The organism is Nocardioides sp. S-1144, assembly GCF_005954645.2.
GTDB classification, from domain to species: domain Bacteria; phylum Actinomycetota; class Actinomycetes; order Propionibacteriales; family Nocardioidaceae; genus Nocardioides; species Nocardioides dongxiaopingii.
This window is the reverse complement of the sequence record NZ_CP040695.2, coordinates 2405891-2419876: the sequence shown is the minus strand read 5'-3', so window position 1 is coordinate 2419876 and position 13986 is coordinate 2405891. Positions and strand designations below refer to the sequence as shown.

15 protein-coding genes are annotated in these 13986 nt (G+C 74.5%); all 15 read left to right on the top strand.

Annotation, left to right across the window (positions count from 1 at the left end):
• The first annotated feature begins 41 nt into the window (after positions 1-41).
• Positions 42-623, top strand: coding sequence for a hypothetical protein (locus FE634_RS11370; protein WP_148240604.1), 582 nt, complete (start codon positions 42-44; stop codon positions 621-623).
• Positions 624-644: 21 nt separating this feature from the next.
• The gene (locus FE634_RS11365; RefSeq protein ID WP_137295401.1) at positions 645-3254 is read left to right on the top strand and encodes a DEAD/DEAH box helicase; all 2610 of its coding nucleotides are present in this window, start codon (positions 645-647) and stop codon (positions 3252-3254) included.
• Between the two features lie 131 nt (positions 3255-3385).
• Positions 3386-4276: a ParA family protein gene (locus FE634_RS11360; RefSeq protein WP_246060931.1), complete on the top strand. Its 891-nt coding sequence runs from the start codon at positions 3386-3388 to the stop codon at positions 4274-4276.
• A complete protein-coding gene (locus tag FE634_RS11355) occupies positions 4261-4599 on the top strand; it encodes a hypothetical protein (protein WP_138875935.1) in 339 nt (112 codons plus the stop codon). The genes FE634_RS11360 and FE634_RS11355 overlap by 16 nt, the downstream gene beginning before the upstream one ends.
• 30 nt (positions 4600-4629) lie before the next feature.
• Positions 4630-5478: a segregation and condensation protein A gene (locus FE634_RS11350; protein WP_138875934.1), complete on the top strand. Its 849-nt coding sequence runs from the start codon at positions 4630-4632 to the stop codon at positions 5476-5478.
• Positions 5475-6161 carry an SMC-Scp complex subunit ScpB gene (gene scpB, locus FE634_RS11345; RefSeq protein WP_138875933.1) on the top strand — a complete coding sequence of 229 codons (687 nt, stop codon included), beginning with the start codon at positions 5475-5477 and terminating at the stop codon, positions 6159-6161. The genes FE634_RS11350 and scpB overlap by 4 nt, the downstream gene beginning before the upstream one ends.
• A complete protein-coding gene (locus tag FE634_RS11340; protein ID WP_137295396.1) occupies positions 6158-6907 on the top strand; it encodes a pseudouridine synthase in 750 nt (249 codons plus the stop codon). The genes scpB and FE634_RS11340 overlap by 4 nt, the downstream gene beginning before the upstream one ends.
• Before the next feature lie 37 nt (positions 6908-6944).
• A complete protein-coding gene (locus FE634_RS11335; RefSeq protein ID WP_148240603.1) occupies positions 6945-7733 on the top strand; it encodes a helix-turn-helix domain-containing protein in 789 nt (262 codons plus the stop codon).
• 4 nt (positions 7734-7737) lie between these two features.
• Entirely contained in the window at positions 7738-8127 is a 390-nt protein-coding gene (locus FE634_RS11330; protein WP_212721988.1) for a VOC family protein, read from the top strand.
• 48 nt (positions 8128-8175) lie between these two features.
• Complete coding sequence (gene aroH, locus FE634_RS11325; protein WP_138875932.1) at positions 8176-8574, top strand: chorismate mutase; 399 nt, start codon at positions 8176-8178, stop codon at positions 8572-8574.
• A gap of 11 nt (positions 8575-8585) precedes the next feature.
• On the top strand, positions 8586-9302 hold the full coding sequence (gene cmk, locus FE634_RS11320) for a (d)CMP kinase (RefSeq protein WP_212721986.1): 717 nt from the start codon (positions 8586-8588) through the stop codon (positions 9300-9302).
• A gap of 10 nt (positions 9303-9312) precedes the next feature.
• Positions 9313-10062, top strand: a complete 750-nt coding sequence (locus tag FE634_RS11315) for a lysophospholipid acyltransferase family protein (protein ID WP_137295392.1) — start codon at positions 9313-9315, stop codon at positions 10060-10062.
• On the top strand, positions 10059-11438 hold the full coding sequence (gene der / locus FE634_RS11310) for a ribosome biogenesis GTPase Der (protein WP_137295391.1): 1380 nt from the start codon (positions 10059-10061) through the stop codon (positions 11436-11438). Before FE634_RS11315 ends, der begins: the two co-directional genes overlap by 4 nt.
• A gap of 266 nt (positions 11439-11704) precedes the next feature.
• Complete coding sequence (locus tag FE634_RS11305; protein ID WP_137295390.1) at positions 11705-12409, top strand: hypothetical protein; 705 nt, start codon at positions 11705-11707, stop codon at positions 12407-12409.
• The gene (locus FE634_RS11300) at positions 12406-13977 is read left to right on the top strand and encodes a Y-family DNA polymerase (RefSeq protein WP_137295389.1); all 1572 of its coding nucleotides are present in this window, start codon (positions 12406-12408) and stop codon (positions 13975-13977) included. The genes FE634_RS11305 and FE634_RS11300 overlap by 4 nt, the downstream gene beginning before the upstream one ends.
• Positions 13978-13986 lie beyond the last annotated feature (9 nt).

The following is a 13986-nucleotide window of genomic DNA, read 5'->3' as shown; positions in this document are numbered from 1 at the left end:
GCCCCACCCACCCACGTGCCCGCTGCCGCTCGGAGGCTCCCATGCGCCGTCCCCTGACCACCCTCGCCGCCCTCGTGGCGGCCTCCGTGCTGCTCGCCGGGTGTGGTGAGGACTCCGGCGACGCCGCCGACGACCCGTCCTCGCCGGCCTCGTCGTCGTCCACGGCGGGGGAGAGCTCGACGCCGCCGCTCGACCCGAACACCGAGGCGCCGGTGCCGCCGGAGTCCGAGGACCCCGACGACTCGGACGACGACCCCGCTCCGCCCGCCGACGAGCCGGCCGACGCCGCCGACCTCTGCTCGGCGTTCCGGGACTTCGGCACCGCCCTGAGCACCGCTCCGGTGCCCACCGAGGGCCCCGACTCGCCGCTGGCCCCGGAGACGATCGACGCCCTCCACCAGTGGGGCGAGGACCTCGAGGCCGCCGAGCTGCCGGCCGACTTCACCGACGACCAGCGAGCCGGCGTCGCGGCGATGGTCAAGGCGCTGGACGTGTTCCCCGACACCGCCACCGTCTCCGAGCTCGACGCGCTCGAGGACGTCCTCTCCGAGGAGGAGCAGGACCAGGCCGAGGCGGTCTCGGACTACGTCGAGGCCACCTGTGCCGTGCCCGGCGTGAGCTGACCGGGGTGCGAGACTGACCTCGTGACAGCCGACGCGGACGACTGGGAGGTCGTCTACGACGACATCACCGCCTACGCCGCGGGCCGCGGCCTCGAGCTCTACCCGCACCAGGACGAGGCGGTCCTGGAGATCCTGGCCGGCAACAACGTCGTCCTCGCGACGCCGACCGGGTCCGGGAAGTCGCTCGTCGCGGTCGGCGCCCACAAGGCGGCGCTGGCCACCGACCGGGTGTCGTTCTACACCGCGCCGATCAAGGCGCTGGTGAGCGAGAAGTTCTTCGACCTGTGCCAGGTCTTCGGCGCCGACCAGGTCGGCATGCTCACCGGCGACGCCTCGGTGAACGCCGACGCCCCGATCATCTGCTGCACCGCCGAGGTGCTGGCCAACATCGCGCTGCGCGAGGGGTCCACGGCCGACGTCGGGCTCGTGGTGATGGACGAGTTCCACTTCTACGCCGAGCCCGACCGCGGGTGGGCGTGGCAGGTGCCGCTGCTGGAGCTGACCCAGGCGCAGTTCGTCCTGATGTCGGCGACCCTCGGCGACGTCAGCGAGCTGGCCGCCGACCTGACCCGGCGCAACGGCCGCGAGACCGCCGTGGTCGACGAGGCCGAGCGACCGGTCCCGCTGACCTTCACCTGGGCGCTGACCCCGCTGGCCGAGACGCTCGAGGAGATCGTCTCGACCCACCAGGCGCCCGCGTACGTCGTCCACTTCACCCAGAAGGACGCCGTGGAGCACGCCACCGGGTTGCTCAACGCGAAGTGGCTCCCGAAGGGCACCGAGCACGCCGTCGAGATCCCGCCCGACTTCCGGTTCGGCGCCGGGTTCGGCAAGACCCTCTCCAAGCTGCTGCGGCGCGGCATCGGGGTGCACCACGCGGGGATGCTGCCGCGCTACCGGCGCCTGGTCGAGCAGCTCGCGCAGTCCGGCGCGCTCACCGTCATCTGCGGCACCGACACCCTCGGCGTCGGCATCAACGTGCCGATCCGCACCGTGCTGTTCACCGCGCTGGCCAAGTACGACGGCAACCGCTCGCGTGTGCTGCGCACCCGCGAGTTCCTCCAGATCGCCGGCCGGGCCGGCCGGGCCGGCTTCGACACCTCCGGCTACGTGGTGGTCCAGGCACCCGAGCACACCATCGAGAACGAGCGGGCCAAGGCCAAGGCCGAGGCCAGGAACGCCGCGATGAGCGAGGAGAAGCAGGCCAGGCGCAAGAGCAAGGCCCAGCTGCGCAAGCCGCCCGAGGGCACCGTGGTCTGGACCGAGCAGACCTTCGACAAGCTGGTCGCCGGCGTGCCGGAGCAGCTGGTGTCGCGGATGAAGGTCGACAACGCGATGCTCGTCAACGTCCTCTCCCGCGACGAGGACGCCGTGGCGGTGTTGCGCCGGCTGCTCACCGACAACCACGAGCCGCGCCGCTCCCAGCTGAGGCTGGTGCGCCGGGCGCTGCGGCTGGGTCGCAGCCTGGTGCACTCCGGCACCGTCGTGCGGCTGGACCGGCTCGACGACCTCGGCCGGCGCTACGTGCTGGCCGACGACGTGCCCGACGACTTCGCGCTCAACCAGCCGCTGTCGCACTTCGCGCTGGCCGCGCTCGACGTCCTCGACCCCGAGTCCGACGACTACACCGCCGACATCGTCTCGGTCATCGAGGCCACCCTCGAGGCGCCCCGCCAGATCCTCTTCGCCCAGCAGCACGCCGCGCGCGGCGAGGCGATCATGGAGATGAAGGCCGACGGCCTCGAGTACGAGGAGCGGATGACCCTGCTGGAGCAGGTCACCTGGCCGCAGCCGCTGGCCGAGCTGCTGGGGGCGACCTACGAGATGTACCGCGAGCGGCACCCGTGGCTGCGCGAGGACGCCCTCGACCCCAAGTCGGTGGTCCGCGAGATGTTCGAGCAGGGCATGTCGTTCACCGACTTCGTCTCGCGCTACCAGCTGGCCCGCTCCGAGGGCCTGGTGCTGCGCTACCTCACCGACGCCTACCGCGCGCTGCGCCAGACCGTGCCCGAGCAGCACCGGACCCCCGACCTCGAGGACCTCCTGGAGTGGCTGGGCGAGACCATCCGCCAGACCGACTCCTCGCTGCTCGACGAGTGGGAGGCGCTCACCGACCCCGACCACGCGGCCCGCGCGGTCACCGAGAACGAGCCGCCGTCGTCCCCGAGACCGCTGTCGAGGCAGGACCGGGCGTTCCGGGTGATGGTGCGCAACGCGATGTGGCGCCGCGTCGACCTGGTGGCCCGCGACGACCTGGACGGACTGATGGCCCTGGAGCGGGCCGCGGCCGACCGGCTCGACCCGCCGCGCGCGGTCGTGATGACCCGCTCGGCCTGGGACGCCGCCATCGAGGAGTACTACGCCGAGCACGACCGCGTCGGCACCGACGGGGACGCCCGGTCGCCGGAGCTGCTGGCGGTCGAGCCGGCCACCGGCGTCCCGGCCGGCGTCGAGGTCGACGACGACGTCGAGGAGGCCGACCTGCCCGCCGCGCGGCTGTGGCGGCTGCGGCAGACGATCGCGGATCCCGAGGGCCACCACGACTGGGTCATCGACGCCGTGGCCGACCTCGACGCCTCCGACGAGCTCGGCGAGCTGGTGCTGGCCACGGTGGCGATGACCCGGCTCTGACGGGCCGGGTGCCTGCGGCGACGGCCGCCGGGTTCGGTCCTAGGATGAGCCGCGCGCCCCCCGACGTCGCCGTGTCGACAAAAGTAGGCTGCACAGCACCACCCGACCGTCCGACGACCGAGAGACTGCCCGTGTCCGAGTCCCTGCCCTTCGAGCACCCCGTCACCGCCGCCCCCGGGAGCGGGCTCGGACCGACGGGTCGCCCGCTCCGCGACTTCCCGGAGCCCGCTCCGGTCACGTCGCACGGGCCGGCGCGGGTGATGTCGATGTGCAACCAGAAGGGCGGCGTCGGCAAGACCACGACGACCATCAACCTGGGTGCGGCGCTGGCCGAGTACGGCCGCAAGGTGCTGCTCGTCGACTTCGACCCGCAGGGGTCGCTGTCGGTCGGGCTGGGGCTCAACCCGCACGAGATGGACCTGACCATCTACAACCTGCTGATGCAGTCCGACGTGACCCTCGACGAGGTCGTGGTGCCCACCGGCGTGCCCGGCATGGACCTGCTGCCCTCGAACATCGACCTCTCCGCCGCCGAGGTGCAGCTGGTGCACGAGGTCGGCCGCGAGCAGACCCTGCAGCGGGTGCTGCGCCCGGCCATGTCGCAGTACGACGTCATCATCATCGACTGCCAGCCCTCGCTCGGGCTGCTCACCGTCAACGCGCTCACCACGTCGCAGGGGGTGCTGATCCCGCTCGAGTGCGAGTACTTCGCCCTGCGCGGCGTCGCGCTGCTCAAGACCACGATCGACAAGGTCCGCGAGCGGCTCAACCCCGACCTCGAGATCGACGGCGTCCTCGGCACCATGTTCGACGGCCGCACCCTCCACAGCCGCGAGGTGATGGAGCGCCTGGTGCAGGCCTGGGGCGACACGGTGTTCCACACCGTGATCCGCCGCACCGTGAAGTTCTCCGACGCCACCGTCGCCGGGGAGCCGATCACCTCCTACGCCTCGAGCTCGGCGGGGGCCGAGTCCTACCGACAGCTGGCCCGGGAGGTGCTCGCCCGGTGGCACGACGCGTGAGCCTGCCGGCCGCGGACGACCTGTTCCGGCCGACCGACACCCAGCCCCGCCCGGAGGCGGACGCCGCCCCGGCCCCGGACGCGGTCGCGCCCGGCGCCCCGCGCCGGCCCAGCGGGCGGGTGCGCCACGACGAGAAGGTGACCGTCTACCTCACCGCCGACGAGCTGCTCGACCTCGAGAACGCCCGGCTGACGCTGCGCCGGGCCCACGAACTCGCCGTCGACCGCGGCCGCCTGGTGCGCGAGGCGGTGGCACTGGTGCTGGAGGACCTCGAGGCGCGCGGCGACGACAGCGCGCTGGTGCGGCGGCTGAGCCAGCAGTGACCCGCGCATGACGGGGTCGGTGCCGGCGCCATGACCGAGCTCGAGTCCGCGCCCGCCTTCTCGCTGCACCTCGACAACTTCGAGGGCCCCTTCGACCTGCTGCTCAGCCTGATCTCCAAGCACAAGCTCGACATCACCGAGGTCGCGCTGTCGCGGGTCACCGACGAGTTCATCGCCCACGTCAAGGCCGGCGGGAGCGTCTGGGACCTGGAGCAGACGACGTCCTTCCTGCTCGTGGCCGCGACCCTGCTCGACCTCAAGGCCGCCCGGTTGCTGCCGCAGGGCGACGTCGAGGACGAGGAGGACCTCGCGCTGCTCGAGGCCCGCGACCTGCTCTTCGCGCGGCTGCTGCAGTACAAGGCGTTCAAGCTGGTCGCCGCCACCTTCGGCACCCGCCTGGAGGGGGAGGGACGCCGACACCCCCGCGCGGTGGGGCTCGAGGACCGCTTCGCGGGGCTGCTGCCGGAGGTGCTGATCGGCATCGGGTTGGAGCAGTTCGCCGGCCTCGCCGCCCGGGCCCTGGAGCCGAGGGCGGTTCCCGAGGTCAGCCTCCAGCACATCCACGCCGCCACCGTCTCGGTGCGCGAGCAGGCCGGCGTGGTGCTCGACCGGCTGCGCCGCAGCGGCACGATGACGTTCCGCGCCCTCTGCGGCGACTCACCCGACACCCTGACCACCGTGGCCCGGTTCCTGGCGCTGCTCGAGCTGTTCCGCGAGGGCGCGGTCGCCTTCGAGCAGGTCCGCGCGCTCGGCGAGCTGACCGTGCGCTGGACCGGCGACGAGGACGGCGACGACGCCGGTGCTGACGAGCTGCTGACCGAGATCGACGAGTTCGACGGGACGCCGCTGCCGGCGGCGCCGTCCGAGGAGACCCGATGACCGAGCCCGCCGAACCCGCCGCCGAACCCGCCGGGTCCGAGCAGCTGGCCGTGCCGCTGGCCGAGCTGCGCCCGGCGCTGGAGGCGGTGCTGATGGTGGCCGACCAGCCGCTCGACGAGACGACCCTGGCCACCGCGGTCGGCTACCCCGGTGAGGAGGTCACCGCCGCGCTCACCGCGCTGGCCGCCGAGTACGACGAGCAGGGCCGCGGCTTCGAGCTGCGCAACCTCGCCGGCGGGTGGCGCTACTACACGCGCGAGGCCTACGCCGCCGTCGTCGAGGGCTTCGTGCTCGAGGGCCAGCAGGCCCGGCTCACCCAGGCCGCGCTCGAGACGCTCGCCGTCGTCGCCTACAAGCAGCCGGTGACCCGCGCCCGGGTCTCGGCGATCCGCGGCGTGAACGTCGACGGCGTGATGCGCACCCTGCTCTCGCGCGGGCTCGTCGAGGAGGCCGGCCGCGACGGCGAGCACGGTGCGACGCTCTACCGCACGAGCAGCTACTTCCTGGAGCGGATCGGCGTGCAGTCGATCGACGAGCTCCCCGAGCTGGCGCCGTACCTGCCCGACATGGACGACCTCGACGACGAGCTCGCCGAGATGCTCGCCCCCTCCCAGCCCGCCGCGGCGACCGGACCGACCGACGAGCCCACCGACGCAGCACCCGAGCAGGACGGACCCGCATGAGAGACGTCGCGACCGACGAGGACGGCCTGATCCGCCTGCAGAAGCTGCTGGCCCAGTCGGGGGTTGCCTCGCGCCGCAAGTGCGAGGAGCTGATGCTCGACGGCGAGGTCGAGGTCGACGGTGAGGTCGTCACCCGGCTCGGCACCAAGGTCGACCCGCGCACCGCCGTCATCCGGGTCTCGGGCCTGCGGCTCCCGCCGGTCTCCGAGCACGTCTACCTCGTGCTGAACAAGCCGCGCGGCGTGGTCTCGACGATGTCGGACCCCGAGGGCCGGCGCACGATCGCCGACGTCGTCGCCGACCGGCCCGAGCGGCTCTTCCACGTGGGGCGGCTCGACACCGACACCTCCGGGCTGCTGCTGCTCACCAACGACGGCGACTTCGCGAACAAGATGGCCCACCCCTCCCACGAGGTCGACAAGACCTACGTCGCCGAGGTCGAGGGCCGGGTGACCAAGGAGACCGTCGCGACCCTGCTCGCCGGCGTCGAGCTCGACGACGGGCCGGTGCGGCCGACCCAGGCGCGCATCGTCGCCGCGCAACAGGGCAAGTCGATCGTCGAGCTGGTGATCCACGAGGGCCGCAACCGCATCGTGCGCCGGCTGCTCGACCACCTCGGCCACCCGGTGAAGAAGCTCAGCCGGATCCAGCTCGGCCCGGTCCGCCTCGGCGGCCTGCCGTCGGGGGAGCTGCGCGAGCTCACCAACGACGAGCTGGGCGCGCTGCTCGACAGCGTCCGGCTGTAGCGGGCGCGGGCGCCCCGGAGCGCGTAGGTTCGGGGTCGTGAGCGTCCCCGGGGTGTTGGCGCCGTACGTCGCGGGCCTGGTGCCGTACGACGTGTGCGGCGAGCCCGGCGTGCACATCGGGATGCCGTCGACCCACCTCACGCTGGTGCTGGCCGTCGACGAGCCGCTCGACGTCGGCTGGGCCGGGGGCGCCCGGGTGTCGTCGTGGGCGAACGTCGCCGGGCTGCACCCGGGCCCGGCCGAGATCCGGCACGGCCGGCGCCAGCGCGGGGTCTACCTCGACCTCACCGTCGCCGGTGCCCGGGCCCTGTTCGGGCTGCCGGCCGGCGCGCTGGCCGGAGCGCTGGCCGACGTGGCCGACGTCGACCCGGCGCTGCGCGGGCTCCCCGAGCAGCTGGCCGCGACCGGGCCCCGCGACTGGGCGGGCGTCGTCACCTTGGCCCTCACCGCGGCCCTGGCCAGGCACGACGCCGCCGCGCCGCGGGCGGAGGTCGGCCGCGCCCTGGCGCGGCTCACGCGGGGGGCGGGGGTCGCGGAGGTGGCCGACGAGGTCGGGTACAGCCGCCGGCACCTGGGCGACCTCGTGCGCGCCGAGTGCGGGGTGTCGCCGCAGGAGTACCGGCGGCTGGCGCGCTTCGAGCGCAGCCACGCGCTGGTCCGCGACCCGGCGACGTCCCTGGCCGACGCCGCCGCGCGCTGCGGCTACGCCGACCAGTCCCACCTGACCCGCGAGTGGGTCGTCCTCGCCGGGTGCAGCCCCTCGCAGTGGCGGCACAGGGAGCTCCCATCCGTCCAAGCCCGGGAGCCCGCGCCGGGGGCAGGGTGAGGCCATGGACACCACCGACATCAAGCACTGGCAGAGCATGAGCGTCCGCGACGCCGACGTGATGACCACCTGGCTGGCCGCGATCGGCTTCCGCGAGCACGCGACCTACCGCAGCGCCGAGGACCCGGGCGTCGTCGAGCACGCGGAGTGGGTCTGGGAGGGCGGCGGCGGGATCATGCTCGGCACCGCGCGCCCCGACTCGCCGGTCACCGCGCCGGGGCGGTCCTCGGCCTACCTCGTCACCGACGACCCCGACGGCGCCGTCGAGCGGGCCCTCGCCGCCGGCGCCACCCTCGAGCGGGCCGTGGTCGACCAGGACCACGGCGGCCGCGGCGGCAGCGTGCGCGACCCCGAGGGCAACCACTGGTCGTTCGGCAGCTACCAGCCCGGTTGACCACGGGCCGGGGGCGGGGGCGACCGGCGGGCCACTAGCCTTGCGGGCATGGCAGTGCGTGCAGTCAGGGGAGCGACCCAGCTCGAGGTCGACGAGCGTGGGCAGATGCTCGAGCGGGTCTCGGAGATGGTGCTCGACGTGATGACGTCCAACGGGCTCGGCGTCGACGACTTCATCTCGGTGATCTTCACCGCGACCAGCGACCTGCGCAGCGAGTTCCCGGCCTACGCCGCGCGCCAGCTCGGGTTCGGCGACGTCCCGCTGATCTGTGCCCGCGAGCTCGAGATCGAGGGTTCGATGCCGCGGGTGGTGCGGATGATGGCCCACGTCGAGAGCGACCTGCCGCGCGCCGAGATCACCCACTGCTACCTGCACGGCGCCGCGGCGCTGCGCTCGGACCTGACCCGGGTCCGGTCCGTGCCCGACGAGCAGCAGCCCAGCACGTAGGATCGTCCCCCGTGACAGGGGACCCCAGCACGGACGTCAGCACGCTCGCCACCGTCGTCGTCGCCGTCGACGGCACGTCGGGGTCGGGCAAGTCGAGCACCTGCCGCGGCGTCGCCGGGCGGCTCGGCCTGCGCTACCTCGACACCGGGGCGATGTTCCGGGCCGTCACGTGGTGGATGCTGCAGCACGGCGTCGACGTCCACGACCCCGACGCCGTCGCGGCCCGGGCCGGCGAGCCGGTGCTGGCCTCCGGCACCGACCCCGACGGCCCGACCATCGCGGTCGACGGCGTCGACGTGAGCGCCGCGATCCGCACCGAGGAGGTCACCCGGGCGGTCTCGCCGGTCAGCACGGTGCCGGCCGTGCGGGCCCGGCTCCTCGCCCAGCAGCGCGAGATCATCGCCCCACCCGGTGGTCCGGGCGGCGGGATCGTGGTGGAGGGACGCGACATCGGCTCGACGGTGTGGCCCGAGGCCGAGGTCAAGGTCTACGTCACCGCCGACCCCGCCGCCCGGGCCGCCCGGCGTGCGCTCGAGGAGGGCGGCTCCGACGTCGCCGCGACCGAGCAGGTGCTGCGCGAGCGCGACCGGATCGACTCCGGCCGGGCGACCGCGCCCCTGGTGCAGGCCGATGGCGCCGTCCACGTCGACACCACCCCCTACACCCTCGACGAGGTGATCGACCTCCTCGTCGACCTCGTCGAGCGCACGCTCGCGCCGACCCCGTGAGCCCGACCCCGTGAGCCGGCACACCGACCTCCCGCGCACCGACGGCGTCCGCCGGCCGCCGCGGTGGCTGCTGCGCGGCGCCCGCCCGGTCACCCGGTGGCTGGTGGAGCACCGCTACGACGTGCACGTGCACGGCGCCGAGCACGTGCCGCGCGAGGGTCCCGTCGTGCTCGCGGCCAACCACATCGGGATCATCGACGGGCCGCTGCTGGCGATCCTCGCCCCGCGCCCGGTGCACGCCCTGACCAAGGTCGAGATGTTCCGTGGCCCGCTCGGGCGCTTCCTCGCCAGCGCCGGCCAGATCCCGCTCGACCGCTTCCACACCGACCCGGGTGCGGTGAAGTCGGCCGTGCGGGTGCTGCGCGACGGCGGTGTCGTCGGGATCTTCCCCGAGGGCACCCGCGGTTCCGGCGAGCTCGAGCTGTTCCACCGCGGCGCCGCCTACCTGGCCCTGACCACGGGCGCGCCGATCGTCCCGGTGCTGTGGTTCGGCACCCGCGAGCCCGGCGGGTCGAGCTCGTCGCTGCCCCCGCGCCGGGCCCGGATCGACGTGGTCTTCGGCACGCCGCACGCCGTCGATGCGGTGCTGTGGCCCCGGACGCGAGACGATGTGGGGGAGACGTCACGCCTGCTCCGGTCCCGGATGCTGGCCGACCTCGCGGAAGCAATCCGGGCCACCGGGCGTTCGCTTCCCGGGCCCCTGCCTGCGGGCCAGCACGAGCCAGACCCCGGCGGGGGCGTTACGGAGAAATCGGCATGACCACGGACAACAGCGGCTACGAGACCCCCGAGGGGTTCGGCGACGACGACACCCCCGACGGACCCATCCCGGTCCTGGCCGTCGTCGGACGGCCCAACGTCGGCAAGTCGACGCTGGTCAACCGGATCATCGGGCGCCGCGAGGCCGTCGTCGAGGACGTCCCGGGCGTGACCCGCGACCGCGTGTCCTACGACGCGCACTGGAACGGGCGCGCCTTCACCGTCGTCGACACCGGCGGCTGGGACCCCGACGCCCGGGGCCTCGCGCAGCGGATCGCCGCCCAGGCCGAGGTGGCGGTGACCCTCGCGGACGCCGTCCTCTTCGTCGTCGACGCGACCATCGGGATCACCGACGCCGACGCCGAGGTCGTCAAGATCCTCCGCAAGTCCGGCAAGCCGGTGGTGCTCGCGGCCAACAAGGTCGACGACGCCCGCGCCGAGGCCGAGGCCTACGCCCTGTGGAACCTCGGGCTCGGCGAGCCGTGGCCGGTCTCCGCGCTGCACGGCCGCGGCTCGGGTGACATGCTCGACGCCGTCCTCGACGCGCTCCCCGAGCCGCCCCCCGACCGCGACAAGGAGCCGGGCGGACCGCGCCGGATCGCGATCGTCGGCAAGCCCAACGTCGGCAAGTCCTCGCTGCTCAACAAGCTCGCGGGCGAGGAGCGCGTCGTCGTCGACAACGTCGCCGGCACCACCGTCGACCCCGTCGACGAGCTGATCGAGCTCGGCGGCCGCACGTGGCGCTTCATCGACACCGCCGGCATCCGCAAGCGGGTCAAGGAGGCCTCGGGCCACGAGTACTACGCCTCGCTGCGCACCACGACCGCGATCGACCGCGCCGAGGTCGCCGTGCTGGTCGTCGACGGCGGGCAGACCGTCTCCGAGCAGGACCTGCGGATCATCCAGACCATCCGCGAGGCCGGCCGGGCCCTCGTCATCGCCTTCAACAAGTGGGACCTCGTCGACGACGAGCGCCGCTACTACCTGGAGCGCGAGATCGAGCGCGACCTGGTGCAGGTGCAGTGGGCGCCCCGGATCAACCTCACCGCCCGCACCGGCTGGCACGTCGACCGGCTGGTGCCGGCGATCGACCGCGCCCTCGAGGGCTGGGAGACCCGGGTCAGCACCGGCGTCCTGAACGGCTTCCTGGGCCGGCTCGTCGCCGAGCACCCGCACCCGGTGCGCAGCGGCAAGCAGCCCAAGGTCATGTTCGGCACCCAGGCCGGCACCGCGCCGCCGACGTTCGTGCTGTTCACCTCCGGCAAGCTCGACGCCTCCTACGAGCGCTACATCGAGCGCCGGCTGCGCGAGGAGTTCGGCTTCGTGGGCACCCCGATCGTGCTGACCCAGCGGGTGCGCGAGAAGCGCAAGCGCTGACCCGTCCCTGATCCGGCGCGGACCGTCTGGGCCGCTCGAGCCGCTCGCGGCCGTTCCGCGGTGCGTGGGGTGGGTGCGACGAGGGGGCGGTCCGACGTCTCGGCCCAGGCGGCCGTGCTGGAGGATGGCACGCTGACGTCGGTGCTCCTCGTGCAGCGGGAGGGGCTGTCGGTCGACGAGGTCCGCGACCGGGCGCCGGCCGTGCTCGACCTCGTGTGGGGACCTCGCCCGCTTGACCCGTTCGAACATGTGTTCGATCATGAGGGGTGCCCGCTCGATCCACCCTCTCGCCCCTCGACCCGTCGCGCTCGGTGGTCGACCAGCTGCGCGAGCGGGTCGCGGCGATGGAGCGCAAGCCCGCCCGGCAGCCGGTCGCGACGCTGCCGGCCCTCGCCGACCTGGTCCCGCTGCACGCCGGCGGCACCTACGGCGTCGACTCCGCCGCCCTCGGCCTGGCCCTGGCCGCCGGGGCCTCGCAGGCCGGTGAGTGGGTGGGCTTCGCCGGCTGGAGCGACTTCGGCGCCGAGGCCGCGGCCGGGCTGGGGGTCGAGCTGGCCCGCACCGTCCTGGTGCCCGACCCGGGGGAGCACTGGCTGGAGGTGACCGCGGCGCTCGTCGACGTGCTGCGGGTCGTCGTCCTGCGCCCCCCGACCGGGGTGGGCGCGGCGGTCGACGCCCGCGCCGCCGGCATCCTCGAGTCCCGGCTGCGCACCCGCTCCTCGGTGCTGGTCGTGTGGGGTGACTGGCCCCGCGTCGATGCCCGGCTCACGCTCGAGGAGTCGCGCTGGAGCGGTCCCGACGCCGGGGCGGGCTGGTTGCGCGAGCGCCGGGCCCGGGTCGCCGTGCGCCGTGGCGCGCGGCCGCCGGTGCGCGCCGACCTGTGGTTCCCGGGCGCCGGCGGCGGGGTCGAGCCGGCGGTGCCGTCGCGTGTCGCCTCGCCGGTCGTCCCGATCCGCGAGGCGTCCGGATGAGGGTGATGGTCCTCTGGTGCCCCGACTGGTCGGTGGTGGCCGGGCTGGCCGAGGCCGAGCAGCCGGAGCGGATGCCGGCCGCGGTGCTGTCGGGCAACGTCGTCGAGGTCTGCAACGGCCCGGCCCGCGCCGAGGGCGTGCGTCGCGGCCAGCGCCGCCGCGACGCGCAGTCGCGCTGCCCCGACCTGCTGCTGCTGCACGACAACCCCGACCGCGACGCCCGGGCCTTCGAGCCGGTGCTGGCGACCGTCGAGGAGCTCCGCCCCGGCGTCGCGGCGCTGCGGCCCGGGCTGCTGGCCGTGCGGGCGCCCGGCAGCTGGTTCGGCACCGAGCAGAACGCCGCCGCGACGGTCAGCCAGGCCCTGGTCGAGTCGGCGGTGTGGGACGTCCGGATCGGCATCGCCGACGACCTGTTCACCGCCGAGCAGGCGGCCCGCCGCGCCGTCGTCCAGGGGTGGGAGGTGGTGGCGCCGGGCGGGTCGGCCGGCTTCCTGCGCACCCTGCCGGTCGACGTCCTCGAGGGCGACGGGCCGGCCGGGCGGGAGGCGGTCAGCCTGCTGCGCCGACTCGGGCTGCCGACCCTCGGCGACCTCGCCGCGCTGCCCGGCGACGCGGTCGAGCACCGCCTCGGCCGCTACGGGGCCACGGTGTGGCGGCGCGCCCGCGGCGAGGACCCCGCCCTGTTCGCCGCCCGCACCCCGCCCGCCGAGCTCGACGTCGAGGTGGTCTTCGAGCCGCCGCTCGACTCGGTGGAGGCGGTGGCCTTCAGCGTCCGCACCACCGCCGAGCGGTTCGTCGCCCAGCTCGCGGCCCGCCAGCTGGTGGCGACCGGCGTCCGGGTCGAGGCGGACGCCGACGGCGCCACGGTCTCGGCCCGCACCTGGCTGCACCCCCGCTACTTCGGCGCCCGCGACCTGGTCGACCGGGTGCACTGGCAGCTGCAGCCCGCGGCGGGCTCGGCGCTGCGCTCGCGCAAGCAGTCGGGCTCGGTGCGCGCCCCGATCGAGCGGGTCCGCTTCGTGCCCGAGACCGTCGAGCCGGCCGCGGCGCACGGGGAGGCGCTGTGGGGCGGCAGCTCCGACGACCTGGTCGAGCGCGGGGTCGCCCGGGTGCAGGGGATGGTCGGCTTCGACGCGGTGCGTCGTCCGGTGCTCCAGGGCGGGCGCAGCCCCGCGTCGCGGCAGGCCACGGTGCCGTGGGGTGAGCGGGCCGTCGACCTGCGGCCGGTCGACCGGCCCTGGCCGGGGCGGGTGCCGGGCCCACCGCCGGTGCGGGTCTTCACCTCCCCGCTGCTCGCCGACGTCGTCGACGACGTCGACCGCCCGGTCGCGGTCACCGAGCGCGGCGCGGTCACCGCCGAGCCCCGCCGGTTCCGCGTCGGCGGCGACCGGGTCCGGCTGCCGTGGCAGCCGGTGAGCGCGTGGGCCGGGCCGTGGCCGGTCGACGAGACGTGGTGGGCCGGGGGAGCCGGGCTGCGCTCGCGGTTCCAGGTGGTCGGGGCCGACGGCCGTGCCTGGCTGATGGTCTGCGGCGCCGACGGCTGGTCGGTGGAAGCGGGCTACGACTGATGGGCGGTG